Consider the following 20,680-nt stretch of genomic DNA (forward strand, 5'->3'; position numbering starts at 1 on the left):
TTGGGGTGGGGGCGTTATTTTCGTTTTGGGGTGGGGGGTTTCGTGTTGGGGTTTTTGGGGGGGGGGGGGGGGGGGGGGGGGCCCGGGGGGGGGTTGGGGTGGCCGCGGCCCGGGGGGCCCGGGGGGGGCCCGTGGGGGCGCCGGGTGGGGCGGGTGCCGCGCCGGCCGCGTCCGCCTCGGCGGCGGCTTCGGGGAGTGCGCCGTCCGCGGTGGCCTCGTCGGCGCCGTCGGCCGCCGCGCCGAGCGCGGTGCCCGTGCGCCGGGTGCTCACCGAGGCGGAGAGCAAACCGGTGTACGACCTGGATCCGGAACGGCGGGTGGTGGCGCTCACCATCGACGACGGTCCGGACCCCCACCACACGCCGACCGTGCTGGCCCTGCTGGAGCAGTACGGGATCAGGGCGACGTTCTTCCTGATCGGCGAGAACGCGGCCGAGCACCCCGCGCTGGTGCGGGAGATCGCGGACCGCGGCCACCACATCGCCAACCACACCTGGACCCACCCGGACCTGCGGAGCCTGTCCGAGGCCAAGGTGCGGGACGAGCTGGAGCGCACCTCCGAACTGCTGCAACGTTCCACGGGCCGGCAGCCCACCTGGTTCCGCGCGCCGGGCGGGGACTGGTCGGCGGCCTCGCTGAAGGTGGCCGCCGACCTCGGGATGCGGAACATGGCCTGGTCGGTGGACCCGCGGGACTGGGCCCGGCCCGGGACCTCGGCGATCATCGACCGGATCCTCAAGAACGTCCGGCCCGGGTCGATCGTGCTCAACCACGACGGCGGTGGGGACCGGTCGCAGACGGTGGCGGCGCTGAAGGCGTACCTGCCGGTGCTCGTCGATTCGGGGTACTACTTCACCGCTCCACCGAACTGAGAGGCTGTCCGGTGAGTTTCCGTAGGACGACGGGTAGCGGTTTTAACCTTTAAACCACTCGAATAGGTGGATTAGAAGAAGCGTTTCTGCGGATTTTGGGCCTCTAGGGTGATCTCGCACCGATGAATCCCGGTACCGCCGAGTACCACCTGAAAGGCCCTCACTCATGCGTCTCCGCAACGCCGTGCTCGCCGCCGTCAGCGCCGTCGCCCTCGTCCTCGCCGTTCCGTTCTCCGCCAACGCCGCGGAGGGCGACTTCCTCTACAAGGTCGGCCCCGGGGTCGTCACCGGCCTGGCCGACCCGCAGAGCGGCGAGTGCATCGACCTGCCGTGGACGACCGAGGAGGCTCCGGGCTTCGCGCCGGAGAACCTCACCCGCTCCACGGCCACGGTCTACCTGGACTTCGGCTGCGAGGGTGACGTCTTCTACGTCATGAACCCCGGCAAGAAGCTCGGCGACCGGCTGAAGCTGCGCTCCGTCGTCTTCTCCTGAGCGGACCGTCACCGCGTATCCGGCCGCCCGGTGCCGGGTCCCGAACCGCCGAACGGCCCCACCGCGCTTGCTGTGGGGCCGTTCGGGTGAGCGGCGTAGCGTGACTGATGAGGGGGCGCCGTCCCGGCCGCGGAGGAGGAAATCATGTCCGTACGGGAACCGGACGCGGTCAAGCAGGAGGCCTTCGGCGGGCGCGTGCTGCAGGTCCTCAACGACGCCTGTCTGGGACTGATGACCAGCATCGGCCACCAGACCGGCCTCTTCGACCTGATGGCCGGGCTGGCCCCCTCGACCGGCGAGGAGATCGCGCGGGCCGCCGGGCTCGACGAGCGCTACGTGCGCGAGTGGCTGGGCTGCATGGTCGTCGCCGGCTTCGTGGAGTACGACCCGCGGGAGCGCACCTACGTGCTGCCGCCCGAGCACGCGGCGTCACTGACCAGGGCGGCCGGGCCGGACAACCTGGCCGGGATGATGCCCTTCCTCGCGATGATGGGCGAGGTCGAACAGGAACTGCTCGGGCACTTCCGCACCGGCGGCGGCATGCCGTACTCGGCGTACCCGCGCTTCCAGCGGCTCCAGGCCGAGGAGAGCGCCCGGGTGTACGACCTGGCGCTGGTGGACGCGATCGTGCCGCTGGTGGACGGGTTGGCCGGGCGGCTGCGGGCCGGGATCGACGCGGTGGACATCGGCACCGGGCAGGGGCACGCCGTCACGGTGCTCGCCCGGGCCTTCCCGGAGAGCCGTTTCACCGGCATCGACATCTCCGCCGAGGGAGTCGCCGCCGCCCGTGCGTCGGCAGCCGACCTGGGCCTGCGCAACGTCCGGTTCGAGGTCGCCGACTCGGCGCAGCTGGACGGGGAGTACGACCTGGTCACCGCCTTCGACGTGATCCACGACCTGGCCCGCCCGACCCGCACGCTGGCCGCCGTCGCGGGCGCGCTGCGGCCCGACGGCGTCTTCCTGATGGGCGACATCGCCGCCAGCAGCGAGCTGGCGGAGAACATCGGCCACCCGCTGGCGCCCGCGCTCTACACCTTCTCGACCTTCTACTGCATGACGGTCTCGCTCGGCGAGGGCGGGGAGGGCCTCGGGACGGTCTGGGGCGAGCAGACCGCCCGCCGGATGCTGGCGGAGGCCGGGTTCCGCTCGGTGGAGGCGAAGAGCGTCGAGGGGGACGTGCTGAACCTCTACTACGTGGCGCGGCTGGACGGCGCGGCGAGCGGCTGACGGGCGTGGCGGACGGCTGACCGGCGCGTTCCCGGGCCGGGCGCCCCGGCAAGGGCCGGCGGGTGGCCCGGGCCGGGCGGGCGGCGTAGGTTCGAACTGTCCGGCCCGGTCGCCGGTGCCTCGCCGTGCCCGTACGGCCGTCCGTGCCCGTGGTCGGGCGTCGCAACCTGGGCAGAGCGAAGGAGGGCCTGGGATGACCGGCAACGGTTACGCGCACCCCGAGGCGTTGGTCCGCACCGAATGGCTGGCCCACCACTTGGACGACGGCACGATCCGGGTCGTCGAGGTGGACGAGGACACCGAGGCCTACGACCGGGACCACATCCCCGGCGCCGTCGGCTGGAACTGGACGACCGATCTGCACAGCCAGGTCGGCCGGGACTACATCGACCGCGACGGCGTCCAGCACCTGCTGCGGGCGGCCGGGGTCGAGGACGACACCACCGTGGTGCTCTACGGCGGCAACAACAACTGGTTCGCCGCCTACGCCTACTGGCTGTTGCGGCTGCGCGGCTTCGGGCCGGTGCGGCTGCTGGACGGCGGGCGCAAGAAGTGGGAGCTGGAGGAGCGGGAGCTCACTCCCGAGGTGATGGACTACCAGCACACCGGCTACCGGCTCGACGGGCCCGAACGGCCGGAGCTGCGGGCGCTGCGGGACGAGGTCCTGGCCAAGGCCGAGGTGTTCGCCAAGCCCGGGGCGGACGCGGTGCTGGTGGACGTCCGCTCGCCGGCCGAGTTCCGGGGTGAGCTGATCGCGCCCCCGCACCTGCCGCAGGAGCAGGCGCAGGTTCCCGGGCACATCCCGGGCGCGGTCAACATCCCCTGGTCGCAGGCGGCCAACGACGACGGGTCGTTCCGCTCGGCGGAGGAGCTGCGGGAGCTGTACGGGGGGAGGGGCGTGGAGTCGGAGCGCGAGGTGATCGCGTACTGCCGGATCGGCGAGCGGTCCGCCCACACCTGGTTCGCGCTCACCGAGTTGCTCGGGTACCCGCACGTGAAGAACTACGACGGCTCGTGGACGGAGTACGGCTCGCTGGTGCGGGCGCCGGTGGCGATCGGGGCGTGACGGGCGGGCCGGGCGCGGGTGAGGGGGTGATCGGTCGGAATGCCGTGATGTCGGCGCGTTTCATCTCATGAACATTTCATGATCGGGGAGTGGAAGAGGGGCTGCCGGGACAAGGATCGATTCAACCCAATCGTTCCGGTGATCCTGGAGGACCACGTGCGCAAGAGACTGATCGTCTCCGCTGCCAGTGCCCTGAGCCTTTTCCTGGCCGTCCCCGCCTCGGCTTCCGGCTTCCAATCCGGCGCCGCCGGGGTCGGAGACTCCTACTACCCGACCTACGGCAACGGCGGCTACGACGTCTCGCACTACGACATCCGGCTGAAGTACCAGCCCGCCACCGACGAGCTGGAGGGCACCACCACCATCCTCGCCACCGCCACCCAGGACCTCTCCCGGTTCAACCTGGACTTCGCGCTGAACGTCTCGGAGGTCCGGGTCAACGGGCGGGTCGCGTCCTTCACCACCAGCGGCGAGCAGGAGCTGGAGATCACCCCCGCCCGGCCGCTGCTCAAGGGCAGCCAGGCCACCGTCGTGGTCCGCTACAAGGGCGTGCCGTCCACCGTGAAGAAGTACGGCTTCACCGCCTGGCTGCGCACCCCGGACGGTGCGGTGGCGGCGGGCGAGCCCGAGTCGGCCTGGTGGTGGTTCCCGAGCAACGACCACCCGAGCGACAAGGCCACCTACGACATCTCGGTGCTGGTGCCGGACGGCAACCAGGTGATCAGCAACGGCGTGCTGGCGGGCACCAGCTCGCAGGCGGGCTGGACCCGCTACAGCTGGCGGGAGAACAAGCCGCAGGCGACGTACCTGGCCACGCTGGCGGTCGGGAAGTTCGACGTCACCAAGGACACCACGCCGAGCGGACTGCCGGTCTACAACGCCTACAGCAAGGACCTGGGCGACAACGCCGACGCGGCCCGGGCGAGCGTCGAGCGCACCGGCGAGCTGGTGGACTGGCTCAGCGGCTACCTCGGCGAGTACCCGTTCAGCTCGGTCGGCGGCTACGTCCCCAACGTCCCGACCGGGTTCGCCCTGGAGACCCAGACCAGGATCTTCTACAGCCCCCGGCAGTTCGCCAAGGGCTCCAACACCTCCGTGGTCGTGCACGAGCTGGCCCACCAGTGGTACGGGGACAGCGTCTCGCTCTCGCGCTGGAGCGACATCTGGCTGAACGAGGGCTTCGCCCGCTACGCGCAGTTCCTCTGGTCCGAGCACGAGGACGAGGGCACCGCCCAGGAACTGGCCGACTACGTCTACGCCTCGCACCCGGCCGACGACCCGTTCTGGACCATCAAGCCGGGGGACCCGGGCCCGGACAACCAGTTCTCCAGCGCCGTGTACGAGCGTGGTGCGGTGGCCGTCCAGGCGCTGCGCAACGCCGTCGGGGACGAGAAGTTCTTCCGGATCCTGAAGGGCTGGCCCACCGAGCGCCGCTACGGCAACGCCACCATCCCCGAGTTCCAGGCCTACGCGGAGAAGATCTCGGGCCAGAAGCTCGGGGACGTGCTGAACACCTGGCTGTTCACCGCGAGCAAGCCGGCCGTGGGGCCGGTGCCGCCGGGCACGGCGGCTTCGGCTTCGCTGGCGCCCGGTGCGGACGACAGCCGTCCGCCGGTGGAGCCGAAGTCCTGGAAGAAGATCCAGGAGACCAACTCGCTGCACGAGGCGCACAACTGACGGAACGTCCGATCGGCCGGAGTGACGGCTTCGCGCACCGCCTGCGAAGCCGTCACTCCGGCGCGCTTCGACCGGTGGCACCGGGCACCGCCGCCGTGGCCTCGCCGGCGCCGGGCGCGGACGCCGCCCGGGACGCGGGGCCCGTCGGCCCGGACCCAGGGGCCCTACGCCCGCTCGGGGCCGTCCGCTGCCAGCAGTTCGGTGAGGCGGCGGACGGCGAAGGGTATGAGCTCGCGGACCGGGACCAGGCGGCAGGGCGCGTCGCCGACCAGGACCTCGCGGATGCCCGCCAACTCCTCGAACTCCCGCCCCACGACCGGGAAGTGGGTGTCGTTGTCGTCCCCCACGTCCGGCGCCTCGATCCACACCCGCTCGCCCTGGATCGCCATCGGGAAGCGGCGGAGCTTGAGCCGGCGGTTGGGCGCGAAGGTCTCGGCGTAGTGCAGGAAGGAGTTGCGGTTGTGGCCGACACCGACCAGCAGCACGTACCCGCCGAGGTCGTGCAGCGCGCCGAACGGCGACTCCCGGCCGACGGCGAAACCGAGCGAGCGCCGGGCGGTGACCTCCCGGGCGTGGGCGCCGACGGCCGCGACCGAGACCTGCGGGTGGGTGCTGCGCAGGCTCTCCGGCAGGGCGCGCAGTGCCTCCGCCACCGCGCCCGTGGCGGAGGGCAGCTCGGAGTGGAACAGCGGGACGGCGCGCCGGAGTTCGGCCACCTCGGGACTGAGCGGGCCGCCGTGCCCGGGGGCCGGGTCGCGGACGGTGTCGGAGGTGAAGGTGGGCGCGGCGACGGTGCCGCCGGGGCCGACCGCCTCGCGCAGGCTGGCCACCACGGCGGCCGCGCCGCCCTCGACCCGGCCGAGGCTGGAGAGCGAGGAGTGCACGATCAGCGCCATGCCCGCACGGACGCCCGCCCGGTGCCAGCCCTCGACGAGATCGGCGGTGGTGAGCGGGCCGGTGCCCGGTGTGGTCATGGTGCCCCCTGGTGACGGCGGTGCTGTTCGTGTCGGGATGGTTCGGGGCCGACCATAGCGGGTGGCACTGACAATCGATCAGGACGGGGGTGTGGTCCGCCGGTCCGCCGCTTCGCCCACCGCCTGGCTCGCGGCCGGGCCCACCGTCCGGCTCGCGGTCGGGCCGGCCGTCCGGTTCACGGTCGGGCGGCCGGACGCAGGCGCGGGTAGTCGGTGTAGCCGGTGGCCTCCTGGCCGTAGAGGTGGGTGGGGTCGACGGGGGTGAGCGGGGCGTCGGCGGCGAACCGTTCCGGCAGGTCGGGGTTGGCGATGAAGGCGCGGCCGTAGGAGACCAGGTCGGCCAGGCCGGCGCCGAGCAACGCCTCGCCGCGCTCGCGGTCGGTGGCGGCGCGGTTCTCGCCGACGTTGCCGATCAGCGGGCCGGACCAGCGCGGTCGCAGGTCGGCCAGGGCCGGGTAGTCGTCGTTGTCGGTGAGGTGGAGGTAGGCCAGGCCGAGGGCGTCGAGTTCGGCGAGCAGCGCGCGGTACACCGGTGCGGGGTCGGCCTCGTGCATGCCGAACTGCGGGTTGCCGGGGGACAGCCGCAGGCCCAGGCGGTCGGCGCCGACGGCCTCGGCGACGGCGGTGACCAGCTCGATCGGGAAGCGCAGGCGGTCGGCGAGGGTGCGCGGGCCGTACTCGTCGGTGCGCAGGTTGGTGTTGTCGGCCAGGAACTGGTGGATCAGGTAGGAGTTGGCGCCGTGCAGTTCGACGGCGTCGAAGCCGGCGTCGAGGGCCAGGCGGGCGGCGGCGACGTGGTCGGCGACCGTGCGGCGGATCTCCTCGCGGGTCATGGCGCGCGGGGTGACGGCCTCGGCCTTGCCGCCGTCCCTGGTGTGCACCGGGCCCGGGGCGGGGACGGCGGAGGGGCCCGCCGGGACGTCGCCGAGCAGCCGGTTGAGCGGGTGGCCCTGGCGCCCGCCGTGCATCAGCTGGGCGACGATCCGGCCGCCGGCGGCGTGCACGGCCTCGGTCACCGCGCGCCAGCCGGCCGCGTGCGCGGGCGTCTCCAGGCCGGGCAGGCGCCAGCCGGACTGGCCCTGCCGGCTGGGCCAGATGCCCTCGCTGACGATCAGGCCGGCGCTCGCGCGCTGGGCGTAGTGCTCGGCGACGACGGGCAGGGGCGTACCGTCCTCGGCGGCCCGGTACCGCGTCATCGGGGCCATGACGACGCGGTTCGGCAGGTCGAGCCGGCCGAGGCGGTACGGGGTGAGCAGGGATGCGGTGGCGGTGGTGGTCATGCCGGTACGGTAGAACTTGACATCAGTGTCAGGTTCAAGCGAGTTCGGCGGGCGCGAGCGCGGGTGCCGGCGCGGTCCCGGGTGAGGTCCCGGGTGTGATCCCGGCGTTCGGTTCGGCCTCGGTGAGGATCAACTCCTCGATGCCGTAGAGGAACCGCTCCATCGCGGACCGCGGGAGCAGGGCCGGGTCCGCCGTCATGGCCAGGCTCAGCGCCTCCGCGGACTGCAGGGCGTCCAGGGCGAAGGTCAGGCCGGGGCGCGGCTCGAACTCCACCGGCCAGGTGAGGGTGGTCCGGTCCGCGCCCGGGTCGGCCGCGGTCGGGAGCAGCTCCCGGGTGTCGTTGAACACGCAGGACCGGTCGGCCAGTCGGACCCCCTCGTCGGTCAGCCGCGCGATCTCGGCGGCCAGCGCCAGCTTGTCGTAGTACGCGTGGCGGTAGGTGCCGATCGCCGCGGCATGGGTCCGGCGCACCACCTCGCCGAACTCGGCCGTGGCGTCCGGAAGGTGGAACAGGCCGTCGCCCGCGACCACGCTCACCGCGTCGGCCAGTTCGGGCAGGAAGCGGTTGTTGACCACGACGTTCAGCACGGCCTCGGTCGTGCCGGCGAGCCGGGCGGTCATCGCCGCCGTCGCGGCGAGCAGCACCGAGCCCGTGCTGACCCGGTGCCGGGCGGCCACCCGCTCGACGGCCCGGGGCAGGGCGGGGGAGCGGAGCACCGCGTTCGGGAACCGGGCGGGCTGCCCGGCGGTCGGCGGGAAGAGCCGGGCCGGGGCCAGCCGGAGCTTGCGGACGAACTGTCCGCGGGCCGCCGCATCGCGCCGCCGGCCCCGGTCGGAGGTCTGGAACTCCGCCTCCTCCAGCGGCTGTCGGGTGGACCGGCGCAGCTCCCTCAGCTCCTCCGGGGTGGCGCCGAGGCAGAGCGCGGTCAGGTCGGCGACCAGCCGGCTCATCCCGGAGCCGTCCACCGCGGTGTGCGAGAGCACCAGGCTGACGTGCCGGACCAGCCCGTCCGCCGTCACCGCGCCGATCCGGACCGGCCACTGGGTGGCGGTGTCGAAGGCCTGCGCCGCCAGCTCCTCGTGCAGCCGGGCGCCGGGCCCGGCCGGGTCCTGGTGTTCTCCGGCGGTCAGCAGGTGGACGGCCAAGGTGCCTTCGCCATCGACGATTTGGCGCAGCTCGCCGGTGTCGTCCGGGAGCAGGCGGGTGTGCAGCGAGTCGTGCAGGTGCAGCAGCCGTTCCAGCGCGGTCAGCAGGACCGGTAGCGGTAGCCCCGGGTCCAGCGGCGCCGTGGTGGCGATGTTGTAGCGCGGCGCGTCGGCGGGCGGCAGCTGTCGCACGGCGTCCCAGATGGCCCGTTGGCCCCAGGTGGCCGGGCCGGACCCGGTCCGGCCGGACGAGAAGGGGATCTCCAGCAGTTGGCGAGTGGTCACCGATCGGCTCTCCGTGGTGCGGGGGTCGTTGAGTCGTGCCGGTGCGTTGGGAGCGCGGGTTCTGCTGGGGAGAGTGTGGCGCACCGTTCGCCGTGCGTCGAGGGCTGCGCGGCCGTCCGTGTCCCGGGTGGCCGGATATTTGGGAATGACCGTTCTTGACCGATCGTTCCCCATCGGCGTACCGTCCTGGCCATGGGACGTCCGAGGAACTTCGACGAGGCCGAGGTGGTCCGCCGGGCCGCCGACCTGTTCGCCGCCAGGGCCTATGACGGCATCTCGGTCGACGACCTGGTCACCGGGCTCGGTGTGCACCGTCACAGCCTCTACCGCACCTTCGGCAGCAAGCGCGGGCTCTACCTGGCCGCGCTGGGCTGGTCGTCGGAGCACCGGATCGCCGTGCTGGCCGAGCGGATGGCCGAGGCCGGGGACCCGTACGAGCTGCTGGGCGGGCCGCTACGGGACGAGGCCCTCGGGCCGGGGCTGGACCTGCTGCTGCTCGCGCTGGTCGAACGGGCGCCGCAGGACCGGGAGGTGGCCCGCATCGTGGCGGAGTCCTTCGCGCTGCTGGACGGGGTGGTCGGCCGGGCGCTGGGTGCCGGTGGCGGGCCGGGGGTCGAGTCCGGCCGGGAGGGGCGGGTGGCGACGGGTGTGGCGGCGGCGCTGCTCGGCCTGCGGGCGCTGGACCGGGCGGCCGAGCCGGCCGTCGACGCCCCGGCGGCGGGATCGGCGCTGCTGCGGGGGCTGGACCGCCGCTGAGCGGTCCGGTCCGGCGTCCCGGGTGTTCGGGAGTCCCTGGAAACGTTTCCATCGAGGAGAAGGAGTCGGCAGATGGCGCAGGTCGGAATCGACGGCGACAGCCTGGTCGTGGAGATCGAGGGCCTGGACAAGCTCTGGGCGTTGAAGAGCCGGCTGGTGATCCCGCTGGCCCATGTGCGCGGCGCGACGGCGGATCCGGGGATCGCCCGGGAGCCCAAGGGGATCAAGGCTCCCGGGACGCACTTCCCGGACGTCATCACGGCGGGCACCTTCCACCGCGACGGCGAGCGGGTGTTCTGGGACGTGCACGACGCGAGCCGGATCGTGGTGATCGAGCTCGCCGACGAGAAGTACGCCCGGCTGGTGGTCCAGGTGGCGGACCCGCAGGCGACGGTGGCGCTGATCGAGTCCGCCGTTCCGTCGAGGTGAGCCCGGGGCGAGGTCCGCTCGCCCGTCGTCGTACCCGGCAGCGCCCGGCCCTTCACGGGGCCGGGCGCTGCGGGCGTTCCCGGGGGTTCCGTAAGTCTCTTGATGTGAAGTATCTTGATGTCGAGATTGATGCCGATCGCGCGACGGGGGACTGCCATGCGGGGAAACGGACTGATGGCGCAGCTGCGGCGGCCGCCGGGCGGGCGGGACGCGCGGATCATGCTGCTGGCACAGTGCGTCGACCGCACCGGCACGGGGGTCTGGGCGGCGGCCTCGGTGCTCTACTTCACCTACGTGTGCGGGATGGACGCGCGGCAGCTGGGCCTGCTGCTCGGGGTGGGGGCGGTGGCCGGGATCGTCGGGTCCCCGTTGGCCGGACGGGCGGCCGAACGGATTCCGGTGCGGTGGCTGCTGATCGGCTGCCACCTGCTGCGGCTGGGGGCGATGGGGCTGCTCCTGCTGGTCGACGACTTCGCCGCGCTGCTGCCCGTGGTGGCCCTGATCTGCCTGGCCGAGCGGGCCGCCAAGACGCTGGAGATGCTGTTCGCGACCCGGGTGGCGGGCGAGCGGCGGGCCACCTACCAGGCGCTGTTCCGCAGTGTGGCCAACGCCGGGTACGCGCTCGGCGCGGGCGTCGCCGCGATCGGCCTGGCGGTGGGGACCACCGGCGCCTACCGGGTGCTGATCGCGGCCAACGGGCTGTCCTACGTGCTGGCCGCCGCACTGGTCTGGCGCACCCGGGAGCCGTCCGGGCGCGGCCTGGTCGCGGCGAAGGCCGGTGACGGGGCCGGCGGCGGGGCTGGTGACGGGGCCGGCGGCGGGCCCGCCGGGGCGCCGTCCGCCGTGCCGAGCCCCTGGCGCGACCGCGGTTACCTGCGGTTCGTCCTGCTGGACATGCCGCTGAACCTGGACGACTCGATCCTCAACGTCGGGCTGCCGCTCTGGCTGGTCCACCACACCGGCGCGCCGCACGCCGTCGTGCCGGTGTTCCTGGTGCTCAACACGGTGCTCGTGGTGGTGCTGCAACTGCGGGTCTCGGCCTGGGCGGAGGGGGCGCTCGGGGCGGCCGCCGCGGTGCGCTGGTACGGGGTGACGGTGCTGGGCGGCTGCCTGCTGATCGTGCTCGCCACCGGTGCCGGGCCGGTCGTGGCCTCGGTCGCGCTGCTGGCCGCGGCGATCCTGATCACCCTCGCGGAGCTGCTGCGCTCGGTCAGCTCCTGGGAGCTGGCGGTGGTGCTGGCCCCGCCGGGCGCCCGGGCCTCGTACCTGGGGGTCGCCGGGATGTCCCAGTCGGTGCAGAAGTCGGTGGGGCCGCTGCTGCTGACCGGGGTGGTGATGGCGGCCGGGCCGCTCGGCTGGCTCGGGCTCGGCGCGGCGACCGTCGGTCTCGGCGCGCTCCAGCGCCGGGCCAGCCTGCGGCGGCTGGCGACGCTGGGCGGGGCGGCCGGGGACGCGGAGGGCGCCGAGCGCGCCGCGGTCGAGCCGGCGAGGTCGGCCACGGCGTCGGCGGCGCCGTCGGCGACGTCCTCGGTGACGTCGTCGGCCACGGTGGGCTGAGGTGCTCCGTCGCCCGGCCCGGGCGGGCCGACGGACCGGGCCGCTCAGCGGGCGACGGCCGTGACCGGGCGGTGGCGCAGCGTCCAGGCGGCGGCCGGGGCGGCGCACAGGGCCGCGAGGACCACCGCCCCGGTCGCCACCAGCCCGACCGGGCGCCACGGCAGCGCCCACGGCCCCGGTGCGCCGATGGCGCCCAACGCCGCGTGCATGGCACCGAGTTGGGCGCCGGCCACGGCGCAGCCGAGCACCACGCCGACCGCCGCCACCAGCACCGCCTCGGCGGTCACCAGGCGCACCACCTGCCCCCGGGTGGCGCCGGCCAGCCGGAGCAGGGCGAGTTCACGGCGGCGGTCCCCGGTGGTGGTGAGCAGCGTGTTGGCGAGCGCGATCGCGGTGTAGAGGAGCACGAGGCCGAGCACCAGAACGGTCCGGAGCCAGGAGATCCGGGCGGTCGAGGGGGAGCCGGCGGCGAGCCAGCCGGCCCGGTCGAGGACCGTCGCGCCGTACGGGCGCAGGGCGGCGCGGGTGCGGTCGAGGGCGGCCGTGCCGTCGGTGCCGGGGACGAGCCTGACCTCGATCCGGTCCACCCGGGCATCCGGGGCGTTGGCGGCGGTGACGTACAGCCCGTTGTCGCCCAGACCGTCGCGCAGCACGGCGACGGCCCGCAGGACGGTCCGGCTGCCGTCGGCCCGGACCACCGGGACCGGCTCGCCGACCGCGCGGCCCCACTCGGCGGGCAGGATCAGGGAGTCGTCGTCGAGCTCGGCCGGGGAACCGGCGAGCAGGGGCAGCCGGGCGAGGGCGGCCAGGCCGGCCGGGTCGGCGGTGCGGGCCTCGGACCGGACGGTGACGCCGTCCGGCTCGACGAGGGACAGCGGGGTGGGCGCGGTCGCCGAGACGGCGCTCACCCCGGGGACGGTCCGCAGGGCGGCCACCAGCGGCTCCGCCGGACCGGCCGGGCGGACGACCAGGTCGGCGGCGGTCCGGGCCCGGGCCTCGGCGGCCCGGGCGGCACCCACCGTCTCCAGCGCGCCGCTCAGGGAGCCGGTCAGCGCCACCGCCACCAGCACCGGCGCGGCCACCGCGCCCGTACGGCGCAGCGCGGCGGCGGCGTTGGCGGGCACCAGCCGGCCCGCGTACCCGGTGAGCCGGACGGGTAGCAGCAGGCCGAGCACCCGGACCAGCGGCGGCGCCAGGAGCGGGGAGAGCAGTCCGGCCGCGCAGATCAGCCACATCGGCTGGGTGGTGTACGTCTTGCGGTGCAGCAGGTCGGCGGGGTCCGTGACGAGCGCGGCGCCGGCCTGCGCGGCGGCGGTGAGGAACAGGCCGAGGCCGAGCAGCAGCCGGCCGCGGGTCAGCACCCCGGTGTCGAGGTCGGCCTCGCGCAGGGCGTCCAGCGGGCCGACCCGGCCCGCGCGGCGGGCGGCCACCGCGACCCCGCCCAGGGCGACCAGCAGGCCGGTCCAGAACGCGGCGTGCAGCGGCCAGGCCGCACCGCTCGGGGCGAAGCCGGGCGGGGCCATGCCGACCCCGGACAGCCACCGGACGAGCGCGGGCGCGCCGAGCCGGCCGAGCAGGCAGCCGGTGGCGGACGCGGCCGCGCCGAGCAGCAGCGCCTCGGCGAGCACCGTGCGCCGGACCTGGGCCCGGGTGGCCCCGGCCAGCCGGAGCAGGCCGAACTCGCGGCGGCGCCGGACGACGGCGTACGCGTAGGTGGAGGCGACGACGAACGCCGACACGAACGTGCTCACCCCGCCGGCCGTGCCGAGCGCGGCGACCAGCGAGACCAGTTCCCCGCCGCCGGGCGGCGCGTCGAGCGCGGCGGCGAGGCCGAGCAGCATCACGGCGGTCATCGCGACGCCGAGCGCGAGGGCGAGGAAGGCGCCGAGCAGGGAGGGCCAGCGTGTGGTCAGGGAGGTCAGGGCGATCCGCAGCGTTCTCATGGCGTCCAGCGAACCGGCCGGGGCCGGGGGCGGTCAGCAGGCCGGGGCCTACTCCGGGGGGTAGGGGCCGCCCTACCCGTAGGGGGCATCCCCCGGCGGCGGGCCCCCGGGGCCGGGGGAGGATCCGGGAAAGGGTAGGCCAGGCCCTACCGCCGGCGCGTCCGTCCGGTGCCTAGGGTGGGCAACGGATTCCTGGCCGGAGGGGGCACGGTGGGCGGCAGTACGGCAACCGGAACGACCGGATCGGCCGGGCCGGGGGCGAGGAGCCCGTGGGCGCCACCGGTCCGGGCCGGGTTCCTGCGCTCCGCCGCCCCCTGGCGGGCGGCCGGGTACCTGCTGGCCACCGGCCTCAGCGGGTTGCTGCTCTGCTTCGGGCTGCTGCTCTCGGGGCTGGTCGCCGGAGTCCTGGCGCTGGTGCTGGTCGGGCTGCCGCTGGCGGCCGCGCTGCTCCTGGTCGGGGTACCGGTCGCCGCCTGGGAGCGGCGGCTGGTCCGCTTCCTGGACGGCGGGCGGGTGCCGGACCCGCACCTCGTCCCCCGACTTCCGGGCCTGGCGGCCTGGTTGCGGCTGCGCTACCGCGAGCAGGCGACCTGGCGGGAGCTGGGCTTCGCCCTGCTGGCCGCCTTCGTGCTCTGGCCGATCGACCTGGCGGTGGCGGGCTGCGCCCTCGCCGTGCCCGGGTACCTGATCGCGGCACTGCCGCTGCTCCTGCGGGACGGCGAGCAGGTGAACGTGCTCAAGCTGGTCGTGGTGCACTCTCCGGTGACGGCCGCCCTGCTCGGACTGGCCGGACTGCTGCTGCTCCCGCTGCTCGCCTACCCGCTGGCCGCCCTGGCGGCGGCCCGGGCGGCGCTGGTCCGGCTGGTGCTGGCACCGGGCGGGCAGGAGCAGCGGATCGGCGAACTGGTGCGCTCGCGGGCCCGGTTGGTGGACGCCTTCGAGGCGGAGCGGCGCCGGATCGAGCGCGATCTGCACGACGGCGCCCAACAGCGGCTGGTGGCGCTGACCATGGCGCTCGGGCTGGCCCGGCTGGACGCGCCGGCGGACGGTCCGCTGGCCGCCCGGTTGGCCGAGGCGCACCGGGAGGCGGGTGAAGTCCTCGCCGAGCTACGGGAGTTGATCAACGGAATCCATCCGCAGGTGCTCACCGACCACGGCCTGCCGGAGGCCTGCGCGGACGCCGCCGACCGCTCGCCCGTCCCCGTCGACACCCGCTTCGAGCTGCCCGGGCGGCTGCCGGCCCCGGTCGAGTCGGCGGGCTACTTCGCCGTCACCGAGGCGCTCGCCAACCTCGCCAAGCACAGTGGCGCGAGCAGCGCGACGGTCGAAGGCCGGTATGCGCAGGGCCGGTTGACGATCGAGGTGACGGACGACGGCCGCGGCGGCGCCGACCCGGCGTGCGGTACCGGACTGACCGGGCTGGCCGACCGGGTCGCGGTGGTGCACGGCACACTGACCGTCAGCAGTCCGCCCGGCGGACCGACCCTGGTGCGGGTGGAGATCCCCTGCGCCCCGATCGACCGAGGAGCGGCATGACGACGGGTGGACCGACGGCGGACGGCCTGCGGGTGGTGCTGGCCGAGGACGGCGTCCTGCTGCGCGAGGGTCTGGTCGGCCTGCTGGCCCGCTTCGGGCACCGGGTGGTGGCGGCCGTCGGGGACGCCGAGGCGCTGCGGACGGCGGTCGGGGAGCACCGGCCGGACCTCGTGGTCACGGACGTCCGGATGCCGCCGGGCCAGAGCGACGAGGGGCTCCGGGCGGCCCTCGCGCTGCGCGAACGCCGCCCGGGGCTGCCCGTCCTGGTGCTCAGCCAGTACGTGCAGCACTCGTACGCGGCCCGGCTGCTGGAGGCGGGGGACGGCTCCGGGGTCGGCTACCTGCTGAAGGACCGCATCGGGCAGATCGAGGAGTTCGTGGCGGCCCTCGGCACGGTGGCCGCCGGAGGCGCGGTGGTGGACCCGGAGGTGGTGCGGCAACTGCTGCGCCGCCGCCGCAGCCCGCTGGAGCGGCTCACCCCGCGCGAGCGGGAGGTGCTGGCGCTGATGGCGCAGGGGCGGTCGAACGCGGCGATCTGCCGGGAGCTGACCGTGTCGGAGGCGGCGGTGAGCAAGCACATCGGCAACATCCTGATGAAGCTGGACCTGCCCCCGGCCGAGGAGACCCACCGCCGGGTGCTGGCGGTGCTGGAGTACCTCCGGGCGTGAGGACGCCCGCGGAGGCCCCCGTCCGCCGCGGGCGCCCCCGGCCCCGCCCGCCGTTCGGGTGAGGCCGGCGGGTACCCGGGGCACCGGACCCTGATGATCGACAACCGCATCGTCCGACGGGAGGGACGGTGGAGGTGGGGAACATCCCCTACCCGCGGTGTACACGAATCGTCCGAGCGGCCGAGGAGGAGTCGTCCCGAGGGGCGATGACCGGCGGGCACCCGCGCCCACACCTTGGGAGCCATGACGGAGAACACGAACGTGAGCGGGCGTCAGTTCCGCTCGCGCCTGCGGCGGTTCGGATCGGGCGCGCTCGCGCTCGGGCTGACGTCCGCCCTGCTGACGGCGCTGGCGCCCGCGGCGGCACGGGCCGCGGACACCGACCTCGGGGACGACCGGGGCGGCTGGACCGCGAAGATCAGCCGGACCGAGTACGGCGTCCCGCACGTCCTCGCCCGCGACTTCGGCGGCCTCGGCTACGGCTACGGCTACGCCTTCGCCCAGGACGACCTGTGCCAGCTCGCCGACCAGGTGGTCACCGTGCGCGGCGAACGCTCGCGCCACTTCGGTCCGGACGGCCGGTCCGTCGACCGGGTGACCAACCTGGTGAGCGACACCTACCAGCGGGGCGTGCTGGGCACCGGGACCGTGCGGCGGCTGCTGGCCGCCCCCGCGCCGCTGGGGCCGACCGTCGAGGCGCGGCAGCTGGTGGACGGCTACGTCGCCGGGTACAACCGCTACCTGCGCGACACCGGCGCCGACCACCTGCCGGACCCGTCCTGCCGGGGGAAGGCCTGGGTCGGACCGATCACCGCGGACGACCTGTGGAACATCCTCTACGACGTCAACACCGAAGCGGGCGCCGCCGCCGCGAAGGAGCTGATCGCCACGGCCGTCCCGGGAGCCGGAGCCGCGATCGCTCCCGCGGCGACGGCTCCCGCGGGCGCCGCCGCCGGGGCGTCCGCTCCCGGCGCCGGGCTGGGCCGCTCCGCCGACAACCCCGAACTCGGCAGCAACGCCTGGGCGATCGGGCGCGACGCCAGCCGCGACGGCACCGGCCTGCTGCTGGCCAACCCCCACCTCCAGTGGGCCGGTTCGAAGCGCTTCTACCAGGCCCAACTGACCATCCCCGGCGTCCTGGACGTCGCCGGCGCCGGACTGTACGGCATCCCGTTCCTCCAGATCGGCCACACCCGCGGCCTCGCCTGGAGCCACACCACCAGCTACGCGGACCACTCCTCGCTCCACCGGCTCACCCTGGTGCCCGGCGACCCGACCGCGTACCTGGTGGACGGCGAGGTCGAGCGGATGGCCCAGGAGGCCGTCAGGATCACCGTCAAGGCCGCCGACGGGACGCTCTCCACCGTCGACCGCACCGTCTACCGCTCCCGCCTCGGCTACGTCCTCGCCGAGGGCTGGACCGGGCAGTACGCCTACACCCTGGGCGACGCCAACGCCGAGAACCTCCGCTCGCTGAACCAGTGGGTGGCGATCGGCCGCGCCCAGAACCTCGACCAGCTGCGCCGGGCCCAGCGCACCTACCAGGGCCTGCCCTGGGTGTACACCACGGCCGTCGACTCCAGCGGCACCACCTGGTTCACCGACGCCTCGGCCGTCCCGAACCTCCCCGACGAGCAACTCGGCCGCTGCCTGGCCGCAGTCACCGCCATCGGGCCGGTGCTGGACGGCTCGACCACCGCCTGCGACCCGGGCAGCGACCCGGACGCGCTCGTGCCCGGCGTCTTCGGGCCCGCCGAGCACCCGGCGCTGACCCGCACCGACTACGTCGCCAACTCCAACAGCGGCCCGTACCTGACCAACGCGGACGCGCCGATCACCGGCCTGCCCACCGTCTACCGGGGCGCCTCCGAGCGGATGCTGCGCACCCAGCTGAGCCTGAGGATGATCGCCGACCGCAGGGCCGGCACCGACGGCCTCGGCGCCCCCGGCTTCACCCTCGGCTCGCTCCAGGCGACGATGTTCGGCAACCGGGTGCAGAGCGCCGAACTCGACCGCGACGACGCCGTGGCCCTGTGCCGCGCCCACCCGCGGATCTCCGCGTCCGACGGCACCCCGGTCGACGTGCGCCCGGCATGCGACGTGCTCGCGGCCTGGGACACGAGGGCCGACGCCGACAGCCGGGGCACCGTGCTCTGGCAGGCGTACCGGGACGCGCTGGCGAGGACCGGCACCACCGCCTGGCAGACCGTCCCGGCCGACCCGGCCCAGCCGCTGACCACCCCGCGCGGCATCGACGCCGCCGACCCCGACGCCCAGCGCGCCCTGGCCGACGCCGTGAAGGACCTGGCGACCCGCGGCCTGCCGGTGGACGCCCCGATCGGCCGGGTCCAGCGCTGGGCGGGGATCCCGCTGCACGGCTGCTCCCACCAGCTGGGCTGCTTCAACGTGGTCACGGCCGGACCGGACTCGGGCGCCGGCGGCGGCACCTACCCGACGGACGTCCGCAGCGTCCCGCACGGCGCCACCTTCGTGATGGCGACCGAGCTGACCGACCGGGGACCGCGCACCCGGACGCTGCTCACCTACGGCGAGTCCGCCGACCCGACCTCCGCCCACTTCACCGACCAGACCCGGGCCTACGCCCGCAAGCAGTGGATGACCGAGCGCTTCACCGAGGCCGAGATCCGCTCCGCCCCGGGCCTCACCGTCACCGTCCTGCGGCGCTGACCCGTCGCCGTCCCGCGTTCCGGGCGGCCGCCGTTCCCGTGACGGCGGCCGCCCGGTCGGGTGTGCCGACCCGGCGGGTCCGTACGGTCCGTACGGCCGTCGGGGCCCCGATCGGGCTCGCGGCGCTCGCGTCAGCCCGTCGGCCTGCCGCCGGCCTGCCAGTCCGTCGGTGACACGCCGTAGGCCTCGCGGAAGGCGCGGCTGAAGTGGCTGGAGTTGGCGAAGCCCCAGCGCCGGGCGATCCCCGCCACCCCGAGCTCCTCGGCCATCGGCCGCAGGAGGTCCCGGCCGCAGCGCTCCAGCCGCTGCGTCCGGATCCAGGTGCCGAGGGTGACGCCCTCCTGCTGGAACAGCTTGTGGAGGAAGCGGACCGACACGAAGTTCGCCTCCGCGATGCCGGCCGGCGACAGGTCCGGATCGCGCAGGTTCCGCAGGATGTGCTCCTTGACCCGCTCCAGCGAGGCCGCGTTGTGCGAGACCTGTTGCCGGGAGCGCCCGCCGCGGTCGTCGACGAGCATCGCCAGCAGATCGAGCGCCGTGGCCGCGGCCCGGCGTCCGACGACCTCGTCCAGCCCCGGGGCGTGTCGCACCATCTGCGACAGGTAGGTCGCGACCAGGGCCGCACTGCCCTCGGTACCGCTGAACGTCGTCGCGGTCAGCGCCCGCAGGTCCCGCTCCGACACGTCCAGCTCCGCGCGGGGGAAGTGGAAGGACGTGAAGGAGAAGTCCTCGTCGATCCGCTTGCGGAACACCCGGGACGAATCGGTGAGGGAGAACTCGCCCGGGCGGACGACCGACTCCCGTCCGTCCTGTTCCTTGACCGCGGTGCCGCGCTCCTGGAGGGTCAGGATGATCGACGGCTCGTCGCCCTCGGCGATCATGCGCCTGCTGCGCGTCACCATCTGCGCTCCCGCCCGGACCCTCGACATCAGCACCGGTCCCAGCCGGTGGCTGACGATCGTTCCGGGCGAGGGCACCTCCTCCAGGAACTCCACCGCCATCGGCACGAAGGTGTGGGACACCGCCTCGTGCCAGACCTCCGCCCGGCCGGAGGCGGACAGCGGCGCGGTGGAGAGGGATGCGGTGGAGAGGGACGCGGCCGTGCTGGTGCCGCTCGCCCGGACGTCCGGCGCCATGGTCTCCGCCTTCCCGCTGGTGTGCATGCGGTACACGGTGCCAGGGCGCCGGCGGCGAAACATCGCGTGAACCTACCAGATCCGCGGTGCGTTACCGGTGGTACCGGTCGAGGGGCCCGCCGCTCATCTGAGAGCCCCGTCGGTCGCCGCGGCGGCGACGCGGCGCTGGGCGAGGACGAGCAGGACGGCGGCGGGGACGGACGCCAGGACGGAGGTGGCCATCACGGCGTTCCACCGGTCGGTGTGGGCACCGAGGTACTGGTAGATGCCCAGCGTGATCGGCCGGACCGTCTCCGTGGTGGTGAGCGTGAGGGCGAAGAGGAAGTCGCTCCAGGCGAACAGGAAGGTGAAGACGGCGGCCGTGACCAGCGCGTTCCCGCTCAGCGGGAGCACCACCGAGCGGAAGACGCGCAGCCGGCCGGCACCGTCCAGCCGGGCGGCCTCGATGATCTCCCCGGGGATGCTCCGCATGAACGCGTGCAGGACGATGACCGCGAAGGGGGTTCCCGCGGTGGAGTCGGCGAGGATCAGCCCGAGGTGGGAGTTCAGGAGCCCCAGCTCGTCGTAGGCGCGGTACAGCGCGTTGGCGACGACGATGCCCGGCACCATCTGGGTGACCAGCACGCCGAACAGGACGAGGCCGGTGCCGCGCGGGCGGAACCGCGCCAGGGCGTAGGCCGCCGGGGCGGCGAGCGCGAGGCTGAGCACCACGCTGCCGAGGGCCACGACGAGGCTGGTGACGAGGTTGCGGCCTTGGTCGCGCAGCGCGGTGGCGTACCCGCCGAAGTCCGGATGCAGTGGGAACCACCCCGCTCGCAGGGGGTTGCCCGCGGGCTGGAGGGAGGCGTCGACCATCCAGTAGACGGGGAACAGCATCAGCGCGAGCAGGCCGATCCCGAGGACGGTGGACAGCGGACCGCCGCGACCCTGCGCGCGCTTCACGGGT

At 74.4% G+C, this 20,680-nt stretch carries 17 protein-coding genes; 11 read left to right on the top strand and 6 right to left on the bottom strand.

From position 1 onward, the window contains the following. Positions 1 to 209: 209 nt before the first annotated feature. The 5 genes from ABZ449_RS36625 to ABZ449_RS36645 all read left to right on the top strand — a co-directional run bounded on the left by ABZ449_RS36625 (position 210) and on the right by ABZ449_RS36645 (position 5,335). The gene (locus ABZ449_RS36625; protein WP_360354848.1) at positions 210 to 872 is read left to right on the top strand and encodes a polysaccharide deacetylase family protein; all 663 of its coding nucleotides are present in this window, start codon (positions 210 to 212) and stop codon (positions 870 to 872) included. A 166-nt stretch (positions 873 to 1,038) separates the two neighbouring features. After that, positions 1,039 to 1,365 carry a hypothetical protein gene (locus ABZ449_RS36630; RefSeq protein ID WP_360354850.1) on the top strand — a complete coding sequence of 109 codons (327 nt, stop codon included), beginning with the start codon at positions 1,039 to 1,041 and terminating at the stop codon, positions 1,363 to 1,365. A 144-nt stretch (positions 1,366 to 1,509) separates the two neighbouring features. Beyond that, entirely contained in the window at positions 1,510 to 2,592 is a 1,083-nt protein-coding gene (locus ABZ449_RS36635; RefSeq protein WP_360354853.1) for a methyltransferase domain-containing protein, read from the top strand. 193 nt (positions 2,593 to 2,785) lie between these two features. Next, the gene (locus ABZ449_RS36640; RefSeq protein ID WP_360354856.1) at positions 2,786 to 3,658 is read left to right on the top strand and encodes a sulfurtransferase; all 873 of its coding nucleotides are present in this window, start codon (positions 2,786 to 2,788) and stop codon (positions 3,656 to 3,658) included. 156 nt (positions 3,659 to 3,814) lie between these two features. Continuing rightward, positions 3,815 to 5,335, top strand: a complete 1,521-nt coding sequence (locus tag ABZ449_RS36645) for a M1 family metallopeptidase (protein ID WP_360354859.1) — start codon at positions 3,815 to 3,817, stop codon at positions 5,333 to 5,335. Positions 5,336 to 5,499: 164 nt separating this feature from the next. On the opposite strand, the gene ABZ449_RS36650 is transcribed toward ABZ449_RS36645, so the two are convergent. The 3 genes from ABZ449_RS36650 to ABZ449_RS36660 form a co-directional block, all read right to left on the bottom strand. Beyond that, complete coding sequence (locus ABZ449_RS36650; RefSeq protein WP_360354862.1) at positions 5,500 to 6,309, bottom strand: AAC(3) family N-acetyltransferase; 810 nt, start codon at positions 6,307 to 6,309, stop codon at positions 5,500 to 5,502. 176 nt (positions 6,310 to 6,485) lie between these two features. Further along, positions 6,486 to 7,589: an alkene reductase gene (locus ABZ449_RS36655; protein ID WP_360354865.1), complete on the bottom strand. Its 1,104-nt coding sequence runs from the start codon at positions 7,587 to 7,589 to the stop codon at positions 6,486 to 6,488. A 34-nt stretch (positions 7,590 to 7,623) separates the two neighbouring features. Beyond that, a complete protein-coding gene (locus tag ABZ449_RS36660) occupies positions 7,624 to 9,021 on the bottom strand; it encodes a condensation domain-containing protein (RefSeq protein WP_360354868.1) in 1,398 nt (465 codons plus the stop codon). Positions 9,022 to 9,213: 192 nt separating this feature from the next. On the opposite strand from ABZ449_RS36660, the gene ABZ449_RS36665 reads away from it, so the two are divergent. The 3 genes from ABZ449_RS36665 to ABZ449_RS36675 all read left to right on the top strand — a co-directional run bounded on the left by ABZ449_RS36665 (position 9,214) and on the right by ABZ449_RS36675 (position 11,763). Continuing rightward, positions 9,214 to 9,777 carry a TetR/AcrR family transcriptional regulator gene (locus ABZ449_RS36665; protein ID WP_360354871.1) on the top strand — a complete coding sequence of 188 codons (564 nt, stop codon included), beginning with the start codon at positions 9,214 to 9,216 and terminating at the stop codon, positions 9,775 to 9,777. A gap of 72 nt (positions 9,778 to 9,849) precedes the next feature. Further along, complete coding sequence (locus tag ABZ449_RS36670; RefSeq protein WP_360354874.1) at positions 9,850 to 10,206, top strand: hypothetical protein; 357 nt, start codon at positions 9,850 to 9,852, stop codon at positions 10,204 to 10,206. A gap of 174 nt (positions 10,207 to 10,380) precedes the next feature. Beyond that, a complete protein-coding gene (locus tag ABZ449_RS36675) occupies positions 10,381 to 11,763 on the top strand; it encodes an MFS transporter (RefSeq protein WP_360354877.1) in 1,383 nt (460 codons plus the stop codon). Between the two features lie 44 nt (positions 11,764 to 11,807). On the opposite strand, the gene ABZ449_RS36680 is transcribed toward ABZ449_RS36675, so the two are convergent. After that, positions 11,808 to 13,706: an ABC transporter permease gene (locus ABZ449_RS36680; protein ID WP_360354880.1), complete on the bottom strand. Its 1,899-nt coding sequence runs from the start codon at positions 13,704 to 13,706 to the stop codon at positions 11,808 to 11,810. 297 nt (positions 13,707 to 14,003) lie between these two features. Here ABZ449_RS36680 and ABZ449_RS36685 point away from each other — a divergent pair, with 297 nt between their 5' ends. The 3 genes from ABZ449_RS36685 to ABZ449_RS36695 all read left to right on the top strand — a co-directional run bounded on the left by ABZ449_RS36685 (position 14,004) and on the right by ABZ449_RS36695 (position 18,598). Next, the gene (locus ABZ449_RS36685; RefSeq protein WP_360354907.1) at positions 14,004 to 15,242 is read left to right on the top strand and encodes a sensor domain-containing protein; all 1,239 of its coding nucleotides are present in this window, start codon (positions 14,004 to 14,006) and stop codon (positions 15,240 to 15,242) included. Next, entirely contained in the window at positions 15,239 to 15,910 is a 672-nt protein-coding gene (locus ABZ449_RS36690) for a response regulator transcription factor (protein WP_360354881.1), read from the top strand. Before ABZ449_RS36685 ends, ABZ449_RS36690 begins: the two co-directional genes overlap by 4 nt. Positions 15,911 to 16,153: 243 nt before the next feature. Then, positions 16,154 to 18,598 (top strand): penicillin acylase family protein, encoded by a 2,445-nt coding sequence (locus tag ABZ449_RS36695; protein WP_360354883.1) that lies wholly within the window; start codon positions 16,154 to 16,156, stop codon positions 18,596 to 18,598. Between the two features lie 131 nt (positions 18,599 to 18,729). Here the strand turns inward: ABZ449_RS36695 and ABZ449_RS36700 are convergent, their stop codons facing one another. Next, positions 18,730 to 19,761 carry a helix-turn-helix domain-containing protein gene (locus tag ABZ449_RS36700; RefSeq protein WP_360354886.1) on the bottom strand — a complete coding sequence of 344 codons (1,032 nt, stop codon included), beginning with the start codon at positions 19,759 to 19,761 and terminating at the stop codon, positions 18,730 to 18,732. A gap of 96 nt (positions 19,762 to 19,857) precedes the next feature. Then, positions 19,858 to 20,676, bottom strand: coding sequence for a carbohydrate ABC transporter permease (locus ABZ449_RS36705; protein WP_360354887.1), 819 nt, complete (start codon positions 20,674 to 20,676; stop codon positions 19,858 to 19,860). Between the last annotated feature and the right edge of the window lie 4 nt (positions 20,677 to 20,680).

The sequence above is a fragment of the Kitasatospora sp. NPDC005856 genome, from assembly GCF_040629945.1.
Taxonomy (GTDB): domain Bacteria; phylum Actinomycetota; class Actinomycetes; order Streptomycetales; family Streptomycetaceae; genus Kitasatospora.

Coding starts and splice junctions, on each gene's coding strand:
- ABZ449_RS36670 (WP_360354874.1), top strand. CDS start 9,850: ATGGCGCAGGTCGGAATCGACGGCGACAGCCTGGTCGTGGAGATCGAG.
- ABZ449_RS36690 (WP_360354881.1), top strand. CDS start 15,239: ATGACGACGGGTGGACCGACGGCGGACGGCCTGCGGGTGGTGCTGGCC.
- ABZ449_RS36640 (WP_360354856.1), top strand. CDS start 2,786: ATGACCGGCAACGGTTACGCGCACCCCGAGGCGTTGGTCCGCACCGAA.
- ABZ449_RS36635 (WP_360354853.1), top strand. CDS start 1,510: ATGTCCGTACGGGAACCGGACGCGGTCAAGCAGGAGGCCTTCGGCGGG.
- ABZ449_RS36655 (WP_360354865.1), bottom strand. CDS start 7,589: ATGACCACCACCGCCACCGCATCCCTGCTCACCCCGTACCGCCTCGGC.
- ABZ449_RS36700 (WP_360354886.1), bottom strand. CDS start 19,761: ATGCACACCAGCGGGAAGGCGGAGACCATGGCGCCGGACGTCCGGGCG.
- ABZ449_RS36680 (WP_360354880.1), bottom strand. CDS start 13,706: ATGAGAACGCTGCGGATCGCCCTGACCTCCCTGACCACACGCTGGCCC.
- ABZ449_RS36630 (WP_360354850.1), top strand. CDS start 1,039: ATGCGTCTCCGCAACGCCGTGCTCGCCGCCGTCAGCGCCGTCGCCCTC.
- ABZ449_RS36650 (WP_360354862.1), bottom strand. CDS start 6,309: ATGACCACACCGGGCACCGGCCCGCTCACCACCGCCGATCTCGTCGAG.
- ABZ449_RS36675 (WP_360354877.1), top strand. CDS start 10,381: ATGGCGCAGCTGCGGCGGCCGCCGGGCGGGCGGGACGCGCGGATCATG.
- ABZ449_RS36665 (WP_360354871.1), top strand. CDS start 9,214: ATGGGACGTCCGAGGAACTTCGACGAGGCCGAGGTGGTCCGCCGGGCC.
- ABZ449_RS36695 (WP_360354883.1), top strand. CDS start 16,154: ATGACGGAGAACACGAACGTGAGCGGGCGTCAGTTCCGCTCGCGCCTG.